Here is a 19,254-nt window from a genome sequence, read left to right as displayed (position 1 = left end):
TGTCGCAAACTGTATAAAAATTGGCAATAACTGTCAAAACAAAGCCGACCAGCCGCGACATACTAGTAAACAAGTTAGATGCGAGAAATAAAATATGAACGCACATGTTTCTTATCAAGTCGAGCCAGTGGTTCGTAAAGATCTAGATTTTCACTTAAACGAAGCACCTCGCTTTTGGTTTAATAATGATCCTTTTTTGACTCGTATGTTTGATGCACTCAGCTTAACCTTTCCTGATGGGGAGCGTTATTTCATTGAATGCGTTCGTATGTTCCGTGACAAAATTGAAGATCCAGAACTACAAAAACGAGTTGTGGACTTTATTAAACAAGAAGCTCAACACGGTATTGCTCATGACAAAATGAATCAGCTCATGAAAGAACAAGGTATGCCTGTTGATCAATTCACAGCTACACTAAAAAGAATTTTTCGTTTTGAACTCACCAAACGCTCACCACAATACAATATTGCAATGACGGCAGCAGCTGAACATTTAACGGCATTAATGGCAGAAACGTTTTATAGCAATAAAAAAACTTTAGAAAATGCTTACCCCTATGTCCGAGCGCTTTTTGCTTGGCATGCCATTGAAGAAATGGAGCATCGTGATGTTGCTTTTGATGTCATGAAACAAGTAGGTGAAGTTCCTGAGTCGACTCGTCGATTTGTATTGGTTCTTACAACAGTACTCATGTTTGGTTTTACGCTCTATCGCACCAACATCATGTTGAAATGTGATGGTTTTAGTTCTAGAGAAAGACTCTTAATGAGCCTTAAAGGCTTACCTTGGTTCTTCGGCAAAAATGGCACATTAACTGCTATGAAAAGCCAATATTTAGATTGGTTTAAAAAAGATTTTCATCCAAGTCAGCATCCGGTCATTCGTCAATATCCAGTCTGGATTGAAACACTTGAAAAGACCAATGATCCTATTGCAGCTGGTGAAGCATTTTGGCAAGCAGGTTTATAACCTGCTTGTTACCATTTTGCATAATGTTGTTCTAGTAAACCGTATTGCTCATTGCAATTGATTATATCAGTTGCCTCATGCTCAATCGTGCCGCTAATTTTAGCTTGCCACTGATTGAACTGACTTCCAATCATTCTTAAATTAATATTTTCGTATCGGCACCAACCAATATGGACCTGTAGATTAAGTTTTTGATCTAGAGAGCTAATTTGCCAAAGTTCATCATTTACTTTTTCAAATAAAACATCAGTCAGGGGAAATAAAACTCCGTTAATCCATAAGCAGTTTTCATTACCAAAGCTTTCATTAACCCCTGAAGCTAAATTTAAACCAATACGTCGCCCTTGCTCATCCCAAAAATTACATGAAAGCCAGAACCAAGCTGTTTCAGGTCGCAAAAAACCACATGTATCATCTAGAGATGCAAATGTCTTTTCATCAAATTGTACAATTTGGTTTTGTTTATTAATAAACATCCCTTCTACACCCAGCGTGGTCTGCTTTTGGGTATAGGTCCAACCGTTAATGCCTGTTGGTGTACATAAACTTAAGATATCGGTTCCAGCACAAAAAATACGAGCGCTGAGTTGGATCTCACCATATTTAGTCACTCGAATATATCGCACACCATTGGCATGTTGGATATCAAACTGATAAGGCGATTTAGAAAAATAGCTTTGATTAAACAATGGCTGTTCATCAAGATAGGTTTTATGACCTAAAGGCTGAATCGCATTCCACTCAATGACTTGCTGGGTTTCATGGTCATAAATATAGAAAAAACCGTGCCCGACCCAACCGATATCTGCAATCGCTAAACCAATACTATAATGTTTGTGTTGAATACCGCAGAATTTAAATTTTTTATATTTTAATTGCTTACGCCAGCCCTTTAAGACCTTACCATAAGGGGTTTTATAAATATAATGTTGTACGTGAATGGTTGACGGTACAGATTCAAAACGCCCATAACGAGGCTGTCCATTTTCTTGAATTAAATCCATTTACCCACTTCCATATGAATATTAGATTTCAAATGACCTATACCACGGTCAAATACGTATTTTCCCAAATTGTTGCAGCAAAATCGCCTTTTATTAAATGAATATAGCGCCCTGCTACACAATCTATCGCTAAGCAGTCATCAATATCAATGACTCGATCTGTGTGTGCTTTTTGCCACTGTTGATCTATAAATTGTTTACCTAATTGTTTTGCAATAACCGCATTGGGTGCAACAACAAACTCATAACGGTGAAGCTCACCGAATTCACGAGCATTATATCCGCCCAGATTAATTAAATATAACTTTAAGTCATCTGGTTTTGGTGCTGCGTCAGTAAAATGAATTTGATAATTTTGCTCTTGAGATTTTAGTCCCGAAAGCTTAGCCCAAGCATCAATATGTAATCCTTGAGCCTCACCAAACCAAGCCTGTTTAAGTTGAGGATAAACTTCTTCCAAAGTATCTCCTACAGCCATGACAACATCATGAACTTCTGTATTTGCGCGTGCATGACGCCCACCCAACATTACCATAAACAGACTTGGCATTTTTATTCCCGCTTACATCTCAACCATTTCTACGCCATCAATGCGTGCAACAGTCATTAAATCTTTATCTCCACGACCTGAAACGGTCGCAATAATAATCTGATCTTTAGACATAGTCGGTGCAAGCTTAGAGACATAAGCCATAGCATGTGAGCTTTCAAGAGCAGGAATAATTCCTTCGATTTTGGTTAAATCACGGAAGCCTTGTAGAGCCTCTGTATCATTAATCGGCACATACTCAACACGCTTCATATCTTTCAAGAAGCTATGTTCAGGACCAACACCCGGATAATCCAACCCTGCAGAGATACTGTGTGTTTCGATAATCTGACCTTGTTCATCACTCATCAAGTAAGTACGGTTACCATGTAACACGCCAACGTGACCTGCATTTAACGGCGCAGAGTGTTTACCAGTTTCAATACCAAAACCAGCAGCTTCAACACCATACATTTTCACATTGGCATCGTTTAAGAATGGGTAGAACAAACCCATTGCATTTGAACCACCGCCCACACAAGCAACCAATGCATCTGGTAAGCGGCCTGCTTGTTCCAAAATCTGTTTACGTGCTTCACGCCCAATAATTGACTGGAAATCACGTACAAGTTGTGGGTATGGGTGAGGACCTGCCACCGTACCAATCACATAATAAGTACTATCAACATTGGTTACCCAGTCACGCATCGCTTCGTTCATGGCATCTTTAAGTGTTTTAGAGCCACTCTGTACAGGCACAACAGTCGCGCCCAACAAACGCATACGATAAACGTTCATGGCTTGGCGCTTAACGTCTTCAGCACCCATATAAACAACACATTCAAGACCCAAACGCGCTGCAATTGTTGCAGTTGCCACACCATGTTGCCCAGCACCAGTTTCAGCAATAATACGTTTTTTACCAGAAAGCTTTGCCAATAACGCCTGACCAATCGTGTTGTTTACCTTATGTGAGCCTGTATGGTTCAAGTCTTCACGTTTAAGGTAAATTTGTGCACCACCTAACTCTTTTGACCATCGCTCAGCATAATAAAGTGGACTAGGACGACCTACATAGTAGGCGAGATCGCGGTCGAATTCTGCCAGAAACTGTTCATCATTTTTCATGCGGGAATAGAGATTTTCTAAATCTTCTAATGCCGCCATTAAAGTTTCTGACACAAAACGTCCGCCATGGATACCAAAATGCCCTGCAGCATCTGGGTACTGTGTATAGTCAATCACATTGTTTTGCTGATCCACGTTGGACTCCTTGCATAAATCGTTCAATGAGTTGTTGGTCTTTTATACCTTTTGCGGATTCTACGCCTCCGCTCACATCTACTGCAAAAGCACCGGTAGTATGAATAGCGTCAATGACATTGTCAGGGGTTAAACCACCTGCCAAGATTAAAGGAATATCAAGTTTTGGGAATTTAGACCAGTCAAACTGATGCCCTGTGCCCCCTTTAAGCTCAGGATGCCACGCATCGAGCAATACAGCACTGGCACCAGCCGCCTGATATTTTTGAATTTCAGCAATTACATCTAAATCAGGTTTAACCTGAATCGCTTTATACCAGCGACGTTTACAATGGCGAGCTATTTCCTGACATTGTTCTGGAGTTTCATCGCCATGTAGTTGTAATACATCTAGGGGAACACAATCAAGTACATCCTGAATTTCAGTGGCACTTGCATTCACAAACAAACCAACCATTTGTACATAAGGTGGAATTACTTTTGTAAATTCTTGAACCTCTGCAACTGTCACGTGTCTTGGACTTGGCGGAAAAAAAACAAAACCGATCGCATCTGCTCCAGCAGCAACAACTGCCTGAACATCTTGAATGCGAGTAATTCCACAGATTTTTGCGCGTGTACGTTTTTGGTTTGATGGGCTCATGATCTGCCTAAACTACAACCATTTCTTAAAATAAGCGCCATTGTAATGCAATTTTTGCCCCTTGCGTAAAAGTTCTCTGGGAATTGCTCCAAATGACATTGTATGAAATAAATCGCCACTTTATACTGCGTAAAATTGGAAGCAAGTGTAAGCAATTAATGCTTTAGGGAAGCTGGTGAAAGTCCGGCACTGCCCCCGCAACGGTAACAATGTAAAGCATATTTTTTAAGTCGATATCGACTTACACCACTGCATTAATGTGGGAAGGTGAATATGTCCATAACATAAATATGGCGCTGAAGTCCGGAGACCTACTTGTTTCATCTATCTACCCGATCATTCACGTGGGGTGAATGTATGGAGCATGTTATGTCTAAGTCTTTTCAACCTACTCGTCTGGTAGGGGCTATCGCTATTGCGATGGGGTTTTCACCTGTTATTTTTGCTGAAGATACCACGAACACAACTCAGCTTGATCCAATTGTAATCACTGCCTCAAAAAGTGCTGAAAAAGCCAGTGAAGTTCCGGCGCGTATCAACATTATTGAACCAAAAGTTCTCGAACAATCCCCTATCGCTTCTTTACCACAATTATTACAAACCGATGCTTCCATTAATATGGTGCAAAGTGGCGGTATGGGACAACTTGCAGAGATTTATTTACGAGGTACAGAATCTGATCATACTCTCGTGCTACGAGATGGAATTCGACTAAATAATGCATCCTCAGGAACAGCAAGTCTTGCATTTATTGACACAACAGATATTAAACAAATTGAAGTATTGAAAGGGCCTGCCTCTGTTCTCTATGGTACTGATGCAATTGGCGGAGTAATTCAGCTCGTTTCAAAAACACCTGAAAAGAATAGAGCTTTTATCACGGGTGAAATTGGTGAGAATAAAACTTATAAATCAGTTATTGGCGCTGATTTATATGAAGATGGTTTTTATGCCCAAATTCGTGGACAACGCTTAGAGTCTGACGCAACCAAAGTAACTAATCAAAAAACCAACTCATCAGATACGGCATCATTTGATCAGAAAGGTTTTAGTACAAAGTTTGGTGTTGAACAGAAAGATTACGGTATTTCTGTTGACTATAGCCATAATGAAGGTTCAAGCCTTTATGATGCTTATACATTTAATGGTGCCTTGCTTAAACAAGACTTCGAAAATGAGATTATCAATTTACGTAGCCGTTTAAATGTAACAGATAACTTAGAATTAAATACTCGCTTATCACAATTCAAAGATGAAGTTAATCAAAAAGACTCTACTGATTTTGTTCATAGTAAAACTCAGGAAGTAGAGTTATATAGCAAATGGAAGTTTTTACCGCAGCAAACACTCTTAATTGGTGCCACCCACCGTACGTTGGATGGAGATATTCTGTCTTATGGAGCACCATACAATGAGAACGTAGACTCGACAGGGTATTATCTTCAACATCAATTCAATGGTGATAGATTAAACACTCAAGTCGGTGTTCGTGTAGAAGATAATGAAAAATATGGCTCACATACTGTTGGTCAAATTGCTGCACGTTACCAACTTTTAGATAAAACAAGTATCTATACCAATATTGGTACTGCTTTTAAATCACCAACGCTTAATGAACTTTTCAACTCATGGAATGGCAATCCAGATTTAAAACCAGAAGAAAGTACATCTTATGAAATTGGTATAGATCAAACTCTACCAGCAGGTTTTAAAACAGGTTTATCTGCTTACTATACTGAAGTTGAAGATCTTATCGGCTCAGTGAACTTTGGTAAATTAACTAATATTAATAAAGCAACTTACCAAGGTGGTGAATTTTATGTTGGTTGGCAGAAAGATGATCTTTTTGCAAAAGCAACTTATAGCTATGTCAAACCTGAAAACGAAGAGACTCATCAGGATTTAAATCGTCGCCCTCGTCAAGGATTAACCTTAACAACAGGTCTGCAAAATGAAGTTTATGGCATTAGTGCTTCGCTCGTTGCAAAATCAAAGTCGAAAGACTGGGATAGTAATTACAGGAATCCAGGTTACGCAACTGTAGATATTAATGCTTACTGGAATATGAATCCGCATATTAAATTGTTTACTAATATTCAAAATATTGGAGATGTTGATTACAAAACAGCTTATCAAGACCAAGGATACTATTACGTAAATGGTGGCCGTCTTGCATCAGCTGGTGTGACCTTAAGCTACTAAGCAAAAGTTTAATTATAAAAATATTTTCTTAACTCCAGTTTCGGGGTAATGTTCTGACCGACATTATCCCCTTTTTTATGTTCAGGATATCCATCATGGGACACCGTTTAAGCAAAATCTATACACGCACAGGCGACTCAGGCACAACAGGTTTAGGCGATGGTTCTCGTGTTGCCAAGGACGATTTACGAATTGCAGCACTTGGTGATGTTGATGAACTCAACGCCATTATTGGAGTACTTCGTGCTCAAATCACAGATAGCCAAGTAACTAATAAGGCTGATTGGGATAAAAGCTTAAGTCTGATTCAACATTGGCTTTTTGATTTAGGTGGAGAAGTTTGTATTCCAAACTACAATTTACTTAAGCCTGTTTGTATTGAATTTCTTGAAAAAGAAATTGACCGTATGAATGAAGACTTACCAATGCTTAAAGAGTTTATTCTGCCATCAGGCTCTTTAACTTGCAGTTATGCTCATCAAGCCCGTGCTGTTTGTCGCCGCGCAGAACGATCTCTACTGTCAGTACAAACACGTGATCAAAATATTCAAACCACGGCGCTCCAGCTTTTAAACCGCCTGTCTGACTGGTTGTTTGTTGCATCTCGTGCTTTACAACGTGCCGAGGGCGGTCAAGAAGTACTTTGGCAAAAAAATATTAATGAGATTATTTAAAAATAGATTAGATTAAACATGGTCTCTGCTCTTTTTAAAGAGACCATAGTCAAAATATTTCATAGAAGAAAATTATGCGCATTATTGGTCATCGTGGTGCACGCAAAGAAGCTCCTGAAAATACACTAGGTGGGTTTCAGCACATAAAAAATTTAGGTATTCGTGGTGTCGAATTTGATATTCGTCAGCTTCAAGACGAAGAGTTGGTCGTGATCCATGATGATAATTTTTTACGTACAGCTGGAGTCGATCAAATTGTTGAGCAATCTACTTTGGCTCAAGCCCTGTCATTTGATCATCGTCAAAACTGGCCTGACTGGCCAAGTTCAGAGCCAACACCAACTCTCACAGGCGTTTTAAACCTGCTTGATAACTTCGATCATATTGAAGTCGAAGTGAAAGCTGTAAGAGACATGGCATTCGCAGAAAAGTTAGTTGAAAAGCTTGAGTCTGAATTGCAGGGTTTTAAGAATGTCGTAACTATTACCAGTTTTGATCTTCAAATTTTAACTGCCTTACGCGATATAAACTCTCAATTCAAACGGGGGTTGTTAGTCGAACTTCCAGTTGGAGCAACAGCAATTGAACTCGCTCATCAATATGGTTGCTGTCATATTGGCTGGCACGATCAACTCGCAACAGATGAAATGATTCAGCTTTCACGGCAGGCCGACTTAAATATTAGTGTCTGGACAGTGAATGATGTAGAAAGAGCAAAAAGACTTAGGGATTTAGATGTACAAGGGCTAATTACAGATATTCCAACCACGATGTTACAAGCTCTATAAATATAAAAAAGGTGGTAAAACCACCTTTTATTTCTTTTGTGCCTGAATAAGGCGTTGTCCACTCTGATCAAGCAGATATAGCGTATTACCTACGAGTTGGAAGCGTTGAATACGTTGCAAAGCATCCACTAGCTCTGCCTCTTGAGCCAAAGCACCATCACAGCTTAAATGTCCTGCATTTACCTGCATGTCAAGTTTTTGCTGACTAAAATCAAATGTATAACGACCAAAAACTGCGTTACATCCAGTATGGCCTGATACTGTTTTGATAGCAGAATTTAAAGAGAGCGTCGGCCACTGTGTAAAGAATTTTGCCTTATGACCACTGATCTGAGTAATCTGCCAATCAATATCTTGAATGCCATCAGCACTCACTCTCTTTTTTACAACAAGCGATTGAACATGATGAACTGTTTTTTTTGTTTGAACTTTTTTTGTATTTTGATCGGGTGCACTTTGACATGCGGCTAATACAAGACTGATTGTGACCAAGATACACTTCAATGATAATTTCCTTGCAATATCAATGCTGTTCTTTTTTTTCAATCGTTGTACGTTCATTAAACAACTTCTCCTACTTGAAAAACTCTGTGACATAGTTTAATTCTGTTACCGTTCTTTCAATACATCTGTACAATAATGCTAGTGATTCTCACTAAGCACGTGCTAATATGAAGGATAGAATAGCAATATATCTTGATGATCGGTTTTGCTATGTCGTTTTGTCTTTGTACCTTGTCTGACAAGGATTCTAGGAGCGCTGCCGGATATGACTTCCGCCCCACTCAAAGCCCCAATTAACTGGACCGCTAGCATTACCTTAATTGGTTTACCAATTCTTGCCGCAATCATAATCCCGATTTACGCGTATTATTATGATTTTAGTGTAAGCGCATGGGTAAGCTTATTTTTTCTTTTAGCTCTAAGTAGTATGGGGATTACTGCTGGTTATCACCGCCTGTGGGCTCACCGAGCTTATGAAGCGTCGTTACCGCTTAAAATTCTTTTAATGATCGGTGGAACTTTTGCCGTACAAAATAGTATTTTGTTCTGGGCATCTGGTCACCGTACTCACCACAGACATGTTGATCATGTCGATGAAGATCCATATTCAATTGAGCGTGGTTTTTGGTATGCCCATATGGGTTGGATGATCCGTGATCATTCGCCATCTGAGCCAGACTTTAAAAATGCACCTGACTTGCTCAATGATAAATTGGTTATGTTCCAGCATAAATACTATGCTTTACTCGTAGTTGCAGTTCATGTTGGAATTTTAGGTTTAATTGGTTGGGCAACTGGCGATTTATGGGGTGTGGTCCTCATAGGTGGTCTCTTACGATTAATCATTAGCCATCAAGTGACTTTCTTTATTAACTCACTTTGTCATATGTTTGGTAAACGTCCTTATACAGACGAAAACTCGGCACGTGATAATTTCTGGTTAGCTATCGCCACTTGGGGCGAGGGTTACCACAACTATCACCATATCTTCCAATACGATTATCGTAATGGTGTGAAATGGTGGCAATATGACCCAACAAAATGGTTGATTTGGTCTTGTTCTAAACTTGGTTTAGCTAAAAATTTACGTCGTATTCCAAGCTTTAATATTAAAAAAGCAGAACTGGCGATGAAGTTTAAATATGCCGAGCAAGATCTTGCTATCTATGGTCATGATGTAAATGCTGACATTAGTCAAATGAAACAACGTATTGCACAAGAATACGAAGCATTTACCCATACTTTAAATGATTGGGCAAAACTTAAAGAACAAGAGTTACAAGCGAAAAAAGCAGCAATGGCTGAAAAGATTCATAGAATGGATCACAAGCTTAAAGTTGATTTTCAGTTGCTTGAACACCGTTTAAGTCATCACCGTGAATGCTTAGAAACACTTATGCGTAGTGTTAAAAAGAATACCAACGTGGTGTCAGACTAAAATAAATTCTGATCAAGAATAGCTCTTTCGGGAGCTATTTTTATGCCTGCTTTTTAACTATGGTATAGTGAAATCCGCTCTCTCTATTTTGCCAAGCCCATGCAATTTAATCCGCTCTACCCTTCACTTCCTTCTAAATTATTCCATATTCAGCAGCCATCTCCTTTGCGTGGTGCAAAAGCAGGCCATTTCAACGCCGCTTTGGCAAATGAACTGCAATGGTCAGAAGACGAAAAAAATGCATGGGTTGAAATCTGTAGCGGACAGCTTACTTTCTCTGAATTCCCTTCTCTGGCGATGGTCTATGCTGGCCACCAATTTGGACAATGGGCAGGACAACTCGGTGATGGTCGTGGCTTACTGATTGCACAAATACTCAATACAAAGGGTCAAACCATCGACCTACATCTCAAAGGTGCAGGTCCGACACCCTACTCAAGAATGGGAGATGGACGTGCAGTGCTGCGTTCCGTTGTCCGCGAATATTTGGCTGGACATGCTTTAAATGCCTTAGGCGTCGCTTCTAGTCACGCGGTAGGTTTTACCACCTCTACTCAAGGGGTACAGCGCGAAAAATTAGAGTTAGGCGCAATGCTGCTCAGAACATCTGAATGTCATATCCGTTTAGGACATTTTGAATGGATCAATCAATACGCTCCAGAGTTACTGTCAGAATTTACTCAAAAATGTATTGAATGGTATTATCCTGAGTGTCTAGAAACTGAGAATCCTATTTTATCCTTTGCCAAAAAGGTAATTGAGCGGACTGCAATCATGATTGCGAAATGGCAATTGGTTGGATTTGCTCATGGCGTGATGAATACCGATAACTTAAATATTACTGGTTCAACACTCGATTTTGGTCCATATGGTTTTATGGAACGCTTCCGCCCGAACTGGATTAATAACCACTCAGATTACCAAGGTCGTTATACTTATCAAAATCAGCCAAGCATAGGCCATTGGAATTTATGGACGTGGTTAAACAACTTGATTCCACTTGCTGAACCTGAACAAAAGGATCAGTTCAAAGAAGAGTTAGCGCGTTGCTTAGAACAATTTGAACCGACTTTTATTGAACATTACACAACTGGTTTATGTCAAAAAATGGGACTTCCCCATTTTCATAAAGACAGTCTTGATTGTAGTTTTGCGTTTTTAAGAATCTTACAAACTGAACAACTCGATTACACTCAGAGCTTTATCCGACTTCAAAATAAAGAATATAAAACTCTACGAGATGATTGCCTTGATATTCGACAGTTTGATGAGTTTCTTAGCCAATATCAAAGTATTCGTGAACATCAAGATACCGATGAACTTGATGTAAAGATGCAGCAAGCAAATCCGATTTATATTTTACGTAATCATATGGCTCAGCGTGCTATTGAAGCTGCGGAACGTGATGATTTTAGCGAAGTAGACCGTTTATTTAAGCTGCTTGATCAGCCATATACAAGACAACCAGAGCTCGAACAGCCACAAGATTTAGGTCCGTTACCAAGTGATGTACCAGACGTAGCAGTCAGCTGTTCTTCTTAATACTTTAAAGACTAAAACTCTCTTAACTCGCTTAAGAGAGTTTTTTTAAACATCAAAGAATAATGTATGAAAATTAGACCTATCATTATTTGTACACTACTTATAGTTCCACTCGGAATCACTTTTTATAAATATGAAAAATATTTACCGACTTTTACGCCAAGCCATCAAGCGCTTTCACGCGAAGAGATTTCGGATCTAATCAAGACCAAGCCTGTCACCTCAATTGAAGTATTTAAAAGTCAACGCATACTTCTGCTCAAGAGTAATCAGGACGTGATTCGTCGTTATCCTATTCGTCTTGGCCTTAATCCCAAAGGACATAAACATTTTGAAAATGATGGAAAAACACCGGAGGGGATCTATTCTATAGATTGGCGCAATTCACAAAGTGTTTTCTATAAATCATTGCATATTTCCTATCCCGATATGAAAGATATTGCTTATGCCAAGCAACATAATCAACCAACAGGTGGAGATATCATGATTCATGGATCAGTTCCAAAATCCTTTTTATCTATGCCTTTTAGCTCGACTTATATGCCCCATAAAGATTGGACATTAGGATGTATTGCGGTTAGAAATACAGATATAGATGAGATTTGGCAATTCGTACCAAATCATACGAAGATTATTATTTATCCATAAAATCTTTAAAACTATCCACATTTTCTGTGGATAACATTGTGGTTATCCACAGAATAACTTTTACTAGTGTTTTACTCTTCAGGATATTCGAAGCGGTAACCTACACCATAAACAGCTTGAATCCATTCATGACGGTTACCAGTTTCAGCCGCTTCACTAATTTTTCGGCGCAAGTTTTTGATATGGCTGTCAATTACACGATCAGCAACGTCAAAACTATCTGGATTAATATGATCCAATAATTGTGCACGTGAATACACTTGCCCTACATGCTCTAAAAATAGCTCAAGTAAGCGAAATTCGGTTGGCGTTAAGCTCAACGATTTTTGTTGATACCAAATTCTTTGCTGAGCTTTATCAATTCGGAAAGAATCATTTTGTTCAGGCTCTGCCTTCCGCTCTAAACGGCGTAAAACTGCCTGTACACGAGCAACAAGTTCTTTTGGGCTAAATGGCTTACATACATAATCATCAGCGCCCATATTCAGACCTAATACACGGTCAATTTCTTCGGTACGGGCAGTGACCATAATAATCGGTAAATCTGATTGTTCACGAACTTTACGGCAAATGGTCAAACCATCCATTCGTGGAACCATTAAGTCCAGAACCATTAAATTAGGTTTACGTTGCTGGAAACTCGCATAAGCATCTTGACCATCATGAAACATACTTACTTCAAAACCGGCAGCTTCAAGATAATCACGCACTAAATGCGCTAATTCGACTTCATCTTCAACCAACATCACATGTTTCATGAGATATTTTTCCTTTTATATTTAACTCTGCTTTTTAAAAGTGAGCACACAACGTAAACCACCTAGCGGTGAATGTTCAAAACTCAGTGTACCACCAAGCGCCTGCGCAATTTTACAAGACAAAGCCAAGCCTAGCCCTGTTCCACCTGTACTACGCGTACGCGAATCATCTACGCGATAGAAACGTTCACCTAAACGAGATAACTGCTCATCGTTTAAACCAAATGGGCTGTCATCAACATACAAAGTCCACTCCTGCGGAGTTTGAGCTGTATGAATATGAATTTTGCCACCTGTTTCTGTGTAACGAATACTATTACTAATTAAATTAACAATAATCTGTTTAAACCGATCACGGTCTAATAATAGCGGAGAATTTGTTCCTTCAACTTGAATTTCGAGACCAGCCTGCTCAAGTTTAGGTTTAAAGTTTTCTACTTCCTGTAATACTACTTCCCACGGATTAACAGAACTTAAATAACACTTAAGCTGCTGGGCATCTGCCTGTGCCAGATCTGCAAGGTCTTGAGTCAATTTTTTCAAGCTTGAAACCTGACGCATCATTGCATCTAAATGTTCAGGGGTTGCTTTTCGAATCCCGTCTTGCATCGCTTCAATTTGTGCTTGTAATACAGCCAACGGCGTTTTTAGCTCATGAGAAGTATCTGCCACCCATTGACGTCGCGACTCTTCATGCTGATGTAAAATTTCTGCCAAATGATTCAATTGGGTGGATAAATCGCCCAACTCATCATTTCGTTTAATAACAACTTGATGTTGATAGTTTCCTTTCGTTAATTCATTGGTTGCATTTAATAAACGCTGAATCGGTTTTTTAAAATAAGTCGCCATCAAGAGCGCCGCAACTAAACTTGAAAGTAAGGTTAAAGCATAAATTAAAAGTAAATAGCGCTTTTGATTACTAAAGAAATTAATACTCAAAGCATCTTCTTTATCTAAAACAGGTTTTAAACCTAAATATCCAACCACTTGATTATTTAAGATAATCGGGCGAAATGACATCTGATCTGAAGAAGGCGGCTCACCTACAACAAACTGGTGACGTGCATCATACAAAGATAAACGGGAACTCAAACCTAAACGGTCAGGCAAAGCAATAAAACGCTTCTTACCATTTTGAGTTTCAATATCTTTTAAGCTCCCTTTCTTTGATTTATTTTTATCATCACTTGGGCGAAATTGGTTTGCGCTTAAGGGGAATCTTAATCCTTCAAAGGGTTGATATTGAGAAGGTAAATTTTGCTCAAGCGTTCTTAACTCTTCATCGCTAAAAATAGTATTTTTATTTGTCGGTGCAACTTGCGGTGAAATATTAATAAGGGCATGTTCATCGAAAGAATGCTGTTGTATGGCAATGTCATATTGACGACGAAGCCACCACTGCGAGAGACGATCGTAGTCGTCAGGAGCAGCGGTTCCTTCAATTTGTAAAATCTGTGCCTGAATCGCATTCCCCCAATCATGGTACACCGTATAGACATCGCCTAGATTGGTAATAAGGCGGTCGAGCTTCTGCATTTCAACGTCAGCCACATATTTGGCAAAGTTCTTTTGCATTGTCCAGTGCAAAACGCTCAAACTTGCAGTCGCAATAAGCAATGTGGTGAGCAAGACTGTCAGAAACAACCGTAATGCAATGGGAACACGTAGAACGTTCAAAAGCACTCTCTCATTTTTACCCTATATTTCGCATTGTAACCAACAACGAAAAGAAAAACTCTCCATTGTTTCTACATCTTTATTATCTAATCTTTAAGCGATCAGTAAACACAACATTAAAAGGCTTTAAATATGAAAATGACGGCAAAAATTGCATTATTCAGTGCGGCAATTGTAACAATGGGAAGTTTAGCGGCGTGTCAATCGACGACTCAACCACCTAAACCTGAGCGTGGAATGATGCAAGATGGCCCACGTGAAGGCCACCACCGTATGAAACATCGTGAGTTCACACCAGAACAAAAAGCAGCATGGGAACAGCACCGTGCCGAACGTCAAGCTCGCTTTGAACAAATCCAAAAAGCATGTGATGGAAAGGCCAACGGACAAGCAGTAAATGTTCAAGTTGGAGATAAGACACTTGAAGGTACTTGTAACCTTCGTTTTGAACCAAAACGCCCTCAACCACCAGTTAACGCCCCTGCTCCTGCATCAATTCAAGCAAAATAATTCTAAAAATCATGAAACAAAAGGCGCCTATAGGCGCCTTTTGTTTATACATAACTGTTTACGATTTTGACTATTTGTATCATATAAACATAACCAAAAGTGTTTACACTCAAAGCACTTAGCTAGTTTAAGCATTTTTTTCTTGACTTTGCAGTCACAAAGTAAAGGTCCTGAGGTGCTTGTGCAGTTATGCAAGTTGTTGCACGATGTAATAGTCCAAGGTGCCTCATGGCACATTCTCATAGATTAAGATTATAACTCTGGTTTCACCAGTATTGAGGAACCCGATATGCCACAATACAAAGCGCCCTTACGTGATATGCAATTCGTTTTGCATGAATTATTAAATGCTGAAGAACACTATGCAAAATTACCTGATTTCCAAGGTAACGTAAGCCGTGAATTGGTTGATCAATATTTAGAAGCTGCGGCAGACTTTTGTGAAAATGAACTTTCTCCTTTAAACCAAGTTGGCGACCGTGAAGGTTGTACTTGGAATGATGGCGTAGTTACCACTCCAACAGGCTTTAAAGAAGCTTATCAAAAATATATTGAACTTGGCTTTCCGTCTTTATCAGCAGAAGAACAATACGGTGGTCAGGCTTTACCTAACTCTTTAGGTATTGCAATTTCTGAAATGGTTGGTACAGCAAACTGGTCTTGGGGTATGTACCCTGGCTTGTCTCACGGAGCTGTACGTACATTAGAACATCATGGTTCTGATGAACAAAAAAATACTTATTTACCAAACCTTGTTTCAGGTGTTTGGACAGGTACGATGTGCTTAACTGAATCTCATGCAGGTTCTGACTTAGGTATTATCCGTTCTAAAGCAGAACCAAATGCTGACGGTAGCTATGCAATTTCTGGCGAGAAAATCTTTATCTCTGCTGGTGAACATGACATGGCTGAAAACATCATCCATATCGTTCTTGCTCGTTTACCAGGTGCGCCAAAAGGTACCAAAGGTATCTCATTATTCATCGTTCCTAAATTCCATGTAAATGCAGATGGTACTGTGGGCGAGCGTAATGCGGTTCGTTGTGGTTCTATCGAGCACAAAATGGGTATCCATGGTAACGCGACTTGTGTCATTAACTTTGACCAAGCTAAAGGTTACTTGATCGGACCTGAAAACCGTGGTTTGAACTGTATGTTCACCTTCATGAACACAGCACGTATTGGTACTGCTGTTCAAGGTTTAGCAGCATCTGAATCATCTTTCCAAGGCGCGTTAACTTACGCAAAAGAACGTTTAGCAATGCGTTCACTTTCTGGTCCAAAAGCTCCAGAAAAAGATGCAGACCCAATTATCGTTCACCCTGCTGTTCGCAACATGCTTTTAACTCAAAAAGCATTTGCTGAAGGCGGTCGTGCACTTGTTTACTTACTTGCTCAATATGCTGACATCGTTGAAAAAGGCGAAACAGAAGAAGAGCGTAAGTTTGCTGACAACATCTTGTCTTTATTGACTCCAATTGCAAAAGCATTCTTAACTGAAACAGGTTCTGAGTCTGCTAAGCACGGTGTTCAAGTCTTCGGTGGTCATGGCTTTATTTCTGAGCATGGCATGGAACAAATCGTACGTGATACACGTATTTCATGTTTGTATGAAGGTACAACTGAAATTCAGGCACTTGATTTGTTAGGCCGTAAAGTATTGCAAACTCAAGGCGCAATGCTAAAAGACTTTACCAAAATTGTTCACAAATTTGTTGAAGCAAATAAAGACAACGCTGCCATGAAAGAATTTGTTGAGCCGCTTGCAGCTCTTAACAAAGAATGGGGCGATCTCACTATGCAGATTGGTATGCGCGCAATGCAAAACCCAGATGAAGTAGGCGCTGCTGCTGTAGATTACCTCTACTTCTCAGGTTATATCACTTTAGCGTATCTATGGGCTCGTATGGCACTTGTTGCACAAGAGAAATTAGCAGAAGGTACGACCGATGTTGATTTCTATAACGCGAAAGTTACAACTGCTCGCTTCTACTTCAAGAAAATCTTGCCACGCGTACGTTCTCATGTAGACGTGATTGCAGGTGGTCTAGATCCATTGATGTCATTAGACGCTGAACATTTCGCTTTCTAACCATAGTTAGTTGCGATATGCAATGTTAAAAAACAAAAAAGGACTGCTCAGTTTTGACGGTCCTTTTTTTATAAAATCAATGATAAATTTACACTTTAAATTCCATATCCATTTCGTTTTACAGGATATCTAGCACAGGCCAATGTGCACAAAAAAGGTGAACGATTATGCCAATTTACAATGCTCCTTTAGCTGATATGAAATTCATCTTAAATGATGTATTTAAAGCAGAACAATTTTGGCAGTCTAATGAGAAACTCGCTCATGTAGATGCTGCAACAGCTGAAGCAATTTTAGAAGAAATGGCTAAATTTGCTCAGAACGTGACTCATCCATTAAACCGTACTGGTGATGAAGAAGGCGCTCGCTATGAAAACGGCGAGGTTTTCACACCAGCTGGTTTTAAAGATGCATTCCGTCAATATGCAGAAGGTGGTTGGATTGGTTTAGGTGCCGATGAAGAATGGGGCGGCCAAGGCATGCCAAAAATGCTCACCGTTCTTTCTGATGAAATGTTATTTGCAACTAACCCATCATTTATGCTCTACCCGCTTCTTTCTGTGGGTGCAGGCATGGCTTTAAACAGCTATGCATCTCAAGAACAAAAAGAAACTTACTTACCAAAGATTTATTCAGGTGAATGGTCGGGCACGATGTGCTTAACCGAGCCACATGCAGGTACTGACTTAGGTATTATTAAAACTAAAGCAGAACCTAATGAAGATGGTACTTATAACATCACAGGTACTAAAATCTTTATCACTGGCGGTGACAACGATTTAGCAGAAAACATTATTCATTTAGTACTTGCTAAAACGCCAGATGCTCCTGCTGGTTCACGCGGTATTTCTTTGTTCATCGTGCCAAAGTATTTGGTAAACGAAGATGGTTCATTAGGTGAACGTAACCTCGTTGGCCCAGGTTCTATTGAACATAAAATGGGGATTAAAGCGTCTGCAACTTGTGTGATGAACTTTGATGCAGCAAAAGGTTACCTTGTTGGTAAAGAAAACGAAGGTCTTGCTGCCATGTTTGTCATGATGAACTACGAACGTTTATCTATGGGTATCCAAGGTTTAGGCGCGTCTGAATTTGCTTATCAAAATGCAGCGCAATATGCGACTGACCGCTTACAAGGCCGTAGTGCAGCTGGTGTTCAATCACCAAATAAACCTGCCGACAGCATTTTAGTTCATGGCGATGTTCGTCGTATGTTGTTAAACGTACGTGCAAACAATGAAGCATCACGTGCTTTTGCAGTCTATGTTGGTCAACAGCTCGATATCACTAAATTCTCAACTGATGCTGAAGCTGTGAAAAAAGCCAATAATCGCGTTGCGCTTTTAACACCAATTGCTAAAGCTTACCTCACAGATACCGCATTCCAAGCAACTTTAGATGCTCAGATGGTGTTCGGTGGTCACGGTTATATCCGTGAATGGGGTATGGAACAATGTATCCGTGATCTTCGTATTGCTCAAATCTACGAAGGAACGAACGGCGTTCAGTCTCAAGATTTAATTGGTCGTAAAACCATTAAATGTGGCGGTGCGTTCATTGCTGAATACATCACTGAAATTCGTGACTTTGCAAATGACTTAGACACCGATTTGAACTTCATTAAAGATGCAACTTTAGATGCTGCAACTGAAATCGAAGCAATCACTCAGTTTATTATTGAACAAGCTGCTGAAAACGTAGACTTCCCGAATGCTGCTGCTGTTGATTATCTACATGCAGTTGGCTTACTCAGCTTCGCTTATATGTTTGCAAAAATTGCGGCAGCAGCAAAAGATAAGTCTGGTGATTTCTACCAAAACAAACTTGCTTTAGCTCAATACTTTGCTGATCGTATCTTGCCGGATATTGATGCACGTATTGCTAAAATTAAAGCGGGTTCTGACTTAATTATGGGCTTCAGTGAAGACTACTTTACGAACCAAGCTTAATTAAATTCTTTATGAAAAAGCGTCTGAATATTCAGGCGCTTTTTTATTTTGTATTTACTA

At 39.6% G+C, this 19,254-nt stretch carries 17 protein-coding genes and 1 riboswitch; of the genes, 10 read left to right on the top strand and 7 right to left on the bottom strand.

Annotation, left to right across the window (positions count from 1 at the left end; translation table 11 throughout):
• Nucleotides 1–94 precede the first annotated feature (94 nt).
• Entirely contained in the window at nt 95–970 is an 876-nt protein-coding gene (locus AOLE_RS02975) for a metal-dependent hydrolase (protein WP_013196864.1), read from the top strand.
• An 8-nt stretch (nt 971–978) separates the two neighbouring features.
• On the opposite strand, the gene AOLE_RS02970 is transcribed toward AOLE_RS02975, so the two are convergent.
• From AOLE_RS02970 to AOLE_RS02955, 4 genes are read right to left on the bottom strand one after another with little or no spacing between them, the layout of a single operon-like run.
• On the bottom strand, nt 979–1,974 hold the full coding sequence (locus tag AOLE_RS02970) for a DUF2804 domain-containing protein (RefSeq protein WP_005309642.1): 996 nt from the start codon (nt 1,972–1,974) through the stop codon (nt 979–981).
• 37 nt (nt 1,975–2,011) lie between these two features.
• The gene (locus AOLE_RS02965) at nt 2,012–2,524 is read right to left on the bottom strand and encodes a DUF1543 domain-containing protein (protein ID WP_013196863.1); all 513 of its coding nucleotides are present in this window, start codon (nt 2,522–2,524) and stop codon (nt 2,012–2,014) included.
• A 12-nt stretch (nt 2,525–2,536) separates the two neighbouring features.
• Nucleotides 2,537–3,766: a tryptophan synthase subunit beta gene (gene trpB, locus AOLE_RS02960; protein WP_003655197.1), complete on the bottom strand. Its 1,230-nt coding sequence runs from the start codon at nt 3,764–3,766 to the stop codon at nt 2,537–2,539.
• A complete protein-coding gene (locus tag AOLE_RS02955; protein ID WP_013196862.1) occupies nt 3,741–4,409 on the bottom strand; it encodes a phosphoribosylanthranilate isomerase in 669 nt (222 codons plus the stop codon). The genes trpB and AOLE_RS02955 overlap by 26 nt, the downstream gene beginning before the upstream one ends.
• A 126-nt stretch (nt 4,410–4,535) precedes the next feature.
• A riboswitch (cobalamin riboswitch) is annotated at nt 4,536–4,742 on the top strand.
• Between the two features lie 36 nt (nt 4,743–4,778).
• On the opposite strand from AOLE_RS02955, the gene AOLE_RS02950 reads away from it, so the two are divergent.
• The 3 genes from AOLE_RS02950 (at nt 4,779) to AOLE_RS02940 (ending at nt 8,073) form a co-directional block, all read left to right on the top strand.
• A complete protein-coding gene (locus AOLE_RS02950; RefSeq protein ID WP_023274383.1) occupies nt 4,779–6,611 on the top strand; it encodes a TonB-dependent receptor plug domain-containing protein in 1,833 nt (610 codons plus the stop codon).
• A gap of 95 nt (nt 6,612–6,706) precedes the next feature.
• Nucleotides 6,707–7,285, top strand: coding sequence for a cob(I)yrinic acid a,c-diamide adenosyltransferase (locus AOLE_RS02945; RefSeq protein ID WP_013196860.1), 579 nt, complete (start codon nt 6,707–6,709; stop codon nt 7,283–7,285).
• A gap of 74 nt (nt 7,286–7,359) precedes the next feature.
• On the top strand, nt 7,360–8,073 hold the full coding sequence (locus AOLE_RS02940) for a glycerophosphodiester phosphodiesterase (protein WP_013196859.1): 714 nt from the start codon (nt 7,360–7,362) through the stop codon (nt 8,071–8,073).
• A gap of 27 nt (nt 8,074–8,100) precedes the next feature.
• Here AOLE_RS02940 and AOLE_RS02935 read toward each other — a convergent pair whose 3' ends face one another.
• Nucleotides 8,101–8,634 carry an META domain-containing protein gene (locus tag AOLE_RS02935; RefSeq protein ID WP_005309630.1) on the bottom strand — a complete coding sequence of 178 codons (534 nt, stop codon included), beginning with the start codon at nt 8,632–8,634 and terminating at the stop codon, nt 8,101–8,103.
• 208 nt (nt 8,635–8,842) lie between these two features.
• Between AOLE_RS02935 and AOLE_RS02930 the strand changes: the two genes are divergently transcribed.
• The 3 genes from AOLE_RS02930 (at nt 8,843) to AOLE_RS02920 (ending at nt 12,205) form a co-directional block, all read left to right on the top strand.
• Nucleotides 8,843–10,015 carry an acyl-CoA desaturase gene (locus AOLE_RS02930; protein ID WP_005309628.1) on the top strand — a complete coding sequence of 391 codons (1,173 nt, stop codon included), beginning with the start codon at nt 8,843–8,845 and terminating at the stop codon, nt 10,013–10,015.
• 99 nt (nt 10,016–10,114) lie between these two features.
• Nucleotides 10,115–11,557 (top strand): protein adenylyltransferase SelO, encoded by a 1,443-nt coding sequence (locus tag AOLE_RS02925; protein WP_013196858.1) that lies wholly within the window; start codon nt 10,115–10,117, stop codon nt 11,555–11,557.
• Between the two features lie 66 nt (nt 11,558–11,623).
• The gene (locus AOLE_RS02920) at nt 11,624–12,205 is read left to right on the top strand and encodes a L,D-transpeptidase family protein (RefSeq protein WP_013196857.1); all 582 of its coding nucleotides are present in this window, start codon (nt 11,624–11,626) and stop codon (nt 12,203–12,205) included.
• Nucleotides 12,206–12,276: 71 nt separating this feature from the next.
• Here AOLE_RS02920 and AOLE_RS02915 read toward each other — a convergent pair whose 3' ends face one another.
• Together AOLE_RS02915 and baeS are read right to left on the bottom strand one after the other, a co-directional pair.
• The gene (locus tag AOLE_RS02915) at nt 12,277–12,963 is read right to left on the bottom strand and encodes a response regulator (RefSeq protein WP_003655179.1); all 687 of its coding nucleotides are present in this window, start codon (nt 12,961–12,963) and stop codon (nt 12,277–12,279) included.
• Between the two features lie 21 nt (nt 12,964–12,984).
• Entirely contained in the window at nt 12,985–14,643 is a 1,659-nt protein-coding gene (baeS, locus tag AOLE_RS02910) for a sensor histidine kinase efflux regulator BaeS (protein ID WP_023274382.1), read from the bottom strand.
• Between the two features lie 132 nt (nt 14,644–14,775).
• Between baeS and AOLE_RS02905 the strand changes: the two genes are divergently transcribed.
• The 3 genes from AOLE_RS02905 to AOLE_RS02895 all read left to right on the top strand — a co-directional run bounded on the left by AOLE_RS02905 (nt 14,776) and on the right by AOLE_RS02895 (nt 19,194).
• Nucleotides 14,776–15,153 (top strand): hypothetical protein, encoded by a 378-nt coding sequence (locus AOLE_RS02905; RefSeq protein ID WP_013196855.1) that lies wholly within the window; start codon nt 14,776–14,778, stop codon nt 15,151–15,153.
• A gap of 289 nt (nt 15,154–15,442) precedes the next feature.
• A complete protein-coding gene (locus AOLE_RS02900) occupies nt 15,443–17,245 on the top strand; it encodes an acyl-CoA dehydrogenase C-terminal domain-containing protein (protein WP_004789135.1) in 1,803 nt (600 codons plus the stop codon).
• Between the two features lie 167 nt (nt 17,246–17,412).
• Nucleotides 17,413–19,194, top strand: a complete 1,782-nt coding sequence (locus AOLE_RS02895) for an acyl-CoA dehydrogenase C-terminal domain-containing protein (RefSeq protein ID WP_004789132.1) — start codon at nt 17,413–17,415, stop codon at nt 19,192–19,194.
• Nucleotides 19,195–19,254: the final 60 nt, after the last annotated feature.

The organism is Acinetobacter oleivorans DR1, assembly GCF_000196795.1.
GTDB classification, from domain to species: domain Bacteria; phylum Pseudomonadota; class Gammaproteobacteria; order Pseudomonadales; family Moraxellaceae; genus Acinetobacter; species Acinetobacter oleivorans.
The sequence above is the reverse complement of the archived record's forward strand: the minus strand, read 5'-3'. Positions and strand labels throughout refer to the sequence as shown.

What these genes read in the sequence shown, in the direction of transcription:
- AOLE_RS02975 (WP_013196864.1), top strand. Translation starts at nt 95, where the DNA reads ATGAACGCACATGTTTCTTATCAAGTCGAGCCAGTGGTTCGTAAAGAT.
- AOLE_RS02970 (WP_005309642.1), bottom strand. Translation starts at nt 1,974, where the DNA reads ATGGATTTAATTCAAGAAAATGGACAGCCTCGTTATGGGCGTTTTGAA.
- AOLE_RS02965 (WP_013196863.1), bottom strand. Translation starts at nt 2,524, where the DNA reads ATGCCAAGTCTGTTTATGGTAATGTTGGGTGGGCGTCATGCACGCGCA.
- AOLE_RS02955 (WP_013196862.1), bottom strand. Translation starts at nt 4,409, where the DNA reads ATGAGCCCATCAAACCAAAAACGTACACGCGCAAAAATCTGTGGAATT.
- AOLE_RS02950 (WP_023274383.1), top strand. Translation starts at nt 4,779, where the DNA reads ATGTCTAAGTCTTTTCAACCTACTCGTCTGGTAGGGGCTATCGCTATT.
- AOLE_RS02945 (WP_013196860.1), top strand. Translation starts at nt 6,707, where the DNA reads ATGGGACACCGTTTAAGCAAAATCTATACACGCACAGGCGACTCAGGC.
- AOLE_RS02940 (WP_013196859.1), top strand. Translation starts at nt 7,360, where the DNA reads ATGCGCATTATTGGTCATCGTGGTGCACGCAAAGAAGCTCCTGAAAAT.
- AOLE_RS02935 (WP_005309630.1), bottom strand. Translation starts at nt 8,634, where the DNA reads ATGAACGTACAACGATTGAAAAAAAAGAACAGCATTGATATTGCAAGG.
- AOLE_RS02930 (WP_005309628.1), top strand. Translation starts at nt 8,843, where the DNA reads ATGACTTCCGCCCCACTCAAAGCCCCAATTAACTGGACCGCTAGCATT.
- AOLE_RS02925 (WP_013196858.1), top strand. Translation starts at nt 10,115, where the DNA reads ATGCAATTTAATCCGCTCTACCCTTCACTTCCTTCTAAATTATTCCAT.
- AOLE_RS02920 (WP_013196857.1), top strand. Translation starts at nt 11,624, where the DNA reads ATGAAAATTAGACCTATCATTATTTGTACACTACTTATAGTTCCACTC.
- AOLE_RS02915 (WP_003655179.1), bottom strand. Translation starts at nt 12,963, where the DNA reads ATGAAACATGTGATGTTGGTTGAAGATGAAGTCGAATTAGCGCATTTA.
- AOLE_RS02905 (WP_013196855.1), top strand. Translation starts at nt 14,776, where the DNA reads ATGAAAATGACGGCAAAAATTGCATTATTCAGTGCGGCAATTGTAACA.
- AOLE_RS02900 (WP_004789135.1), top strand. Translation starts at nt 15,443, where the DNA reads ATGCCACAATACAAAGCGCCCTTACGTGATATGCAATTCGTTTTGCAT.
- AOLE_RS02895 (WP_004789132.1), top strand. Translation starts at nt 17,413, where the DNA reads ATGCCAATTTACAATGCTCCTTTAGCTGATATGAAATTCATCTTAAAT.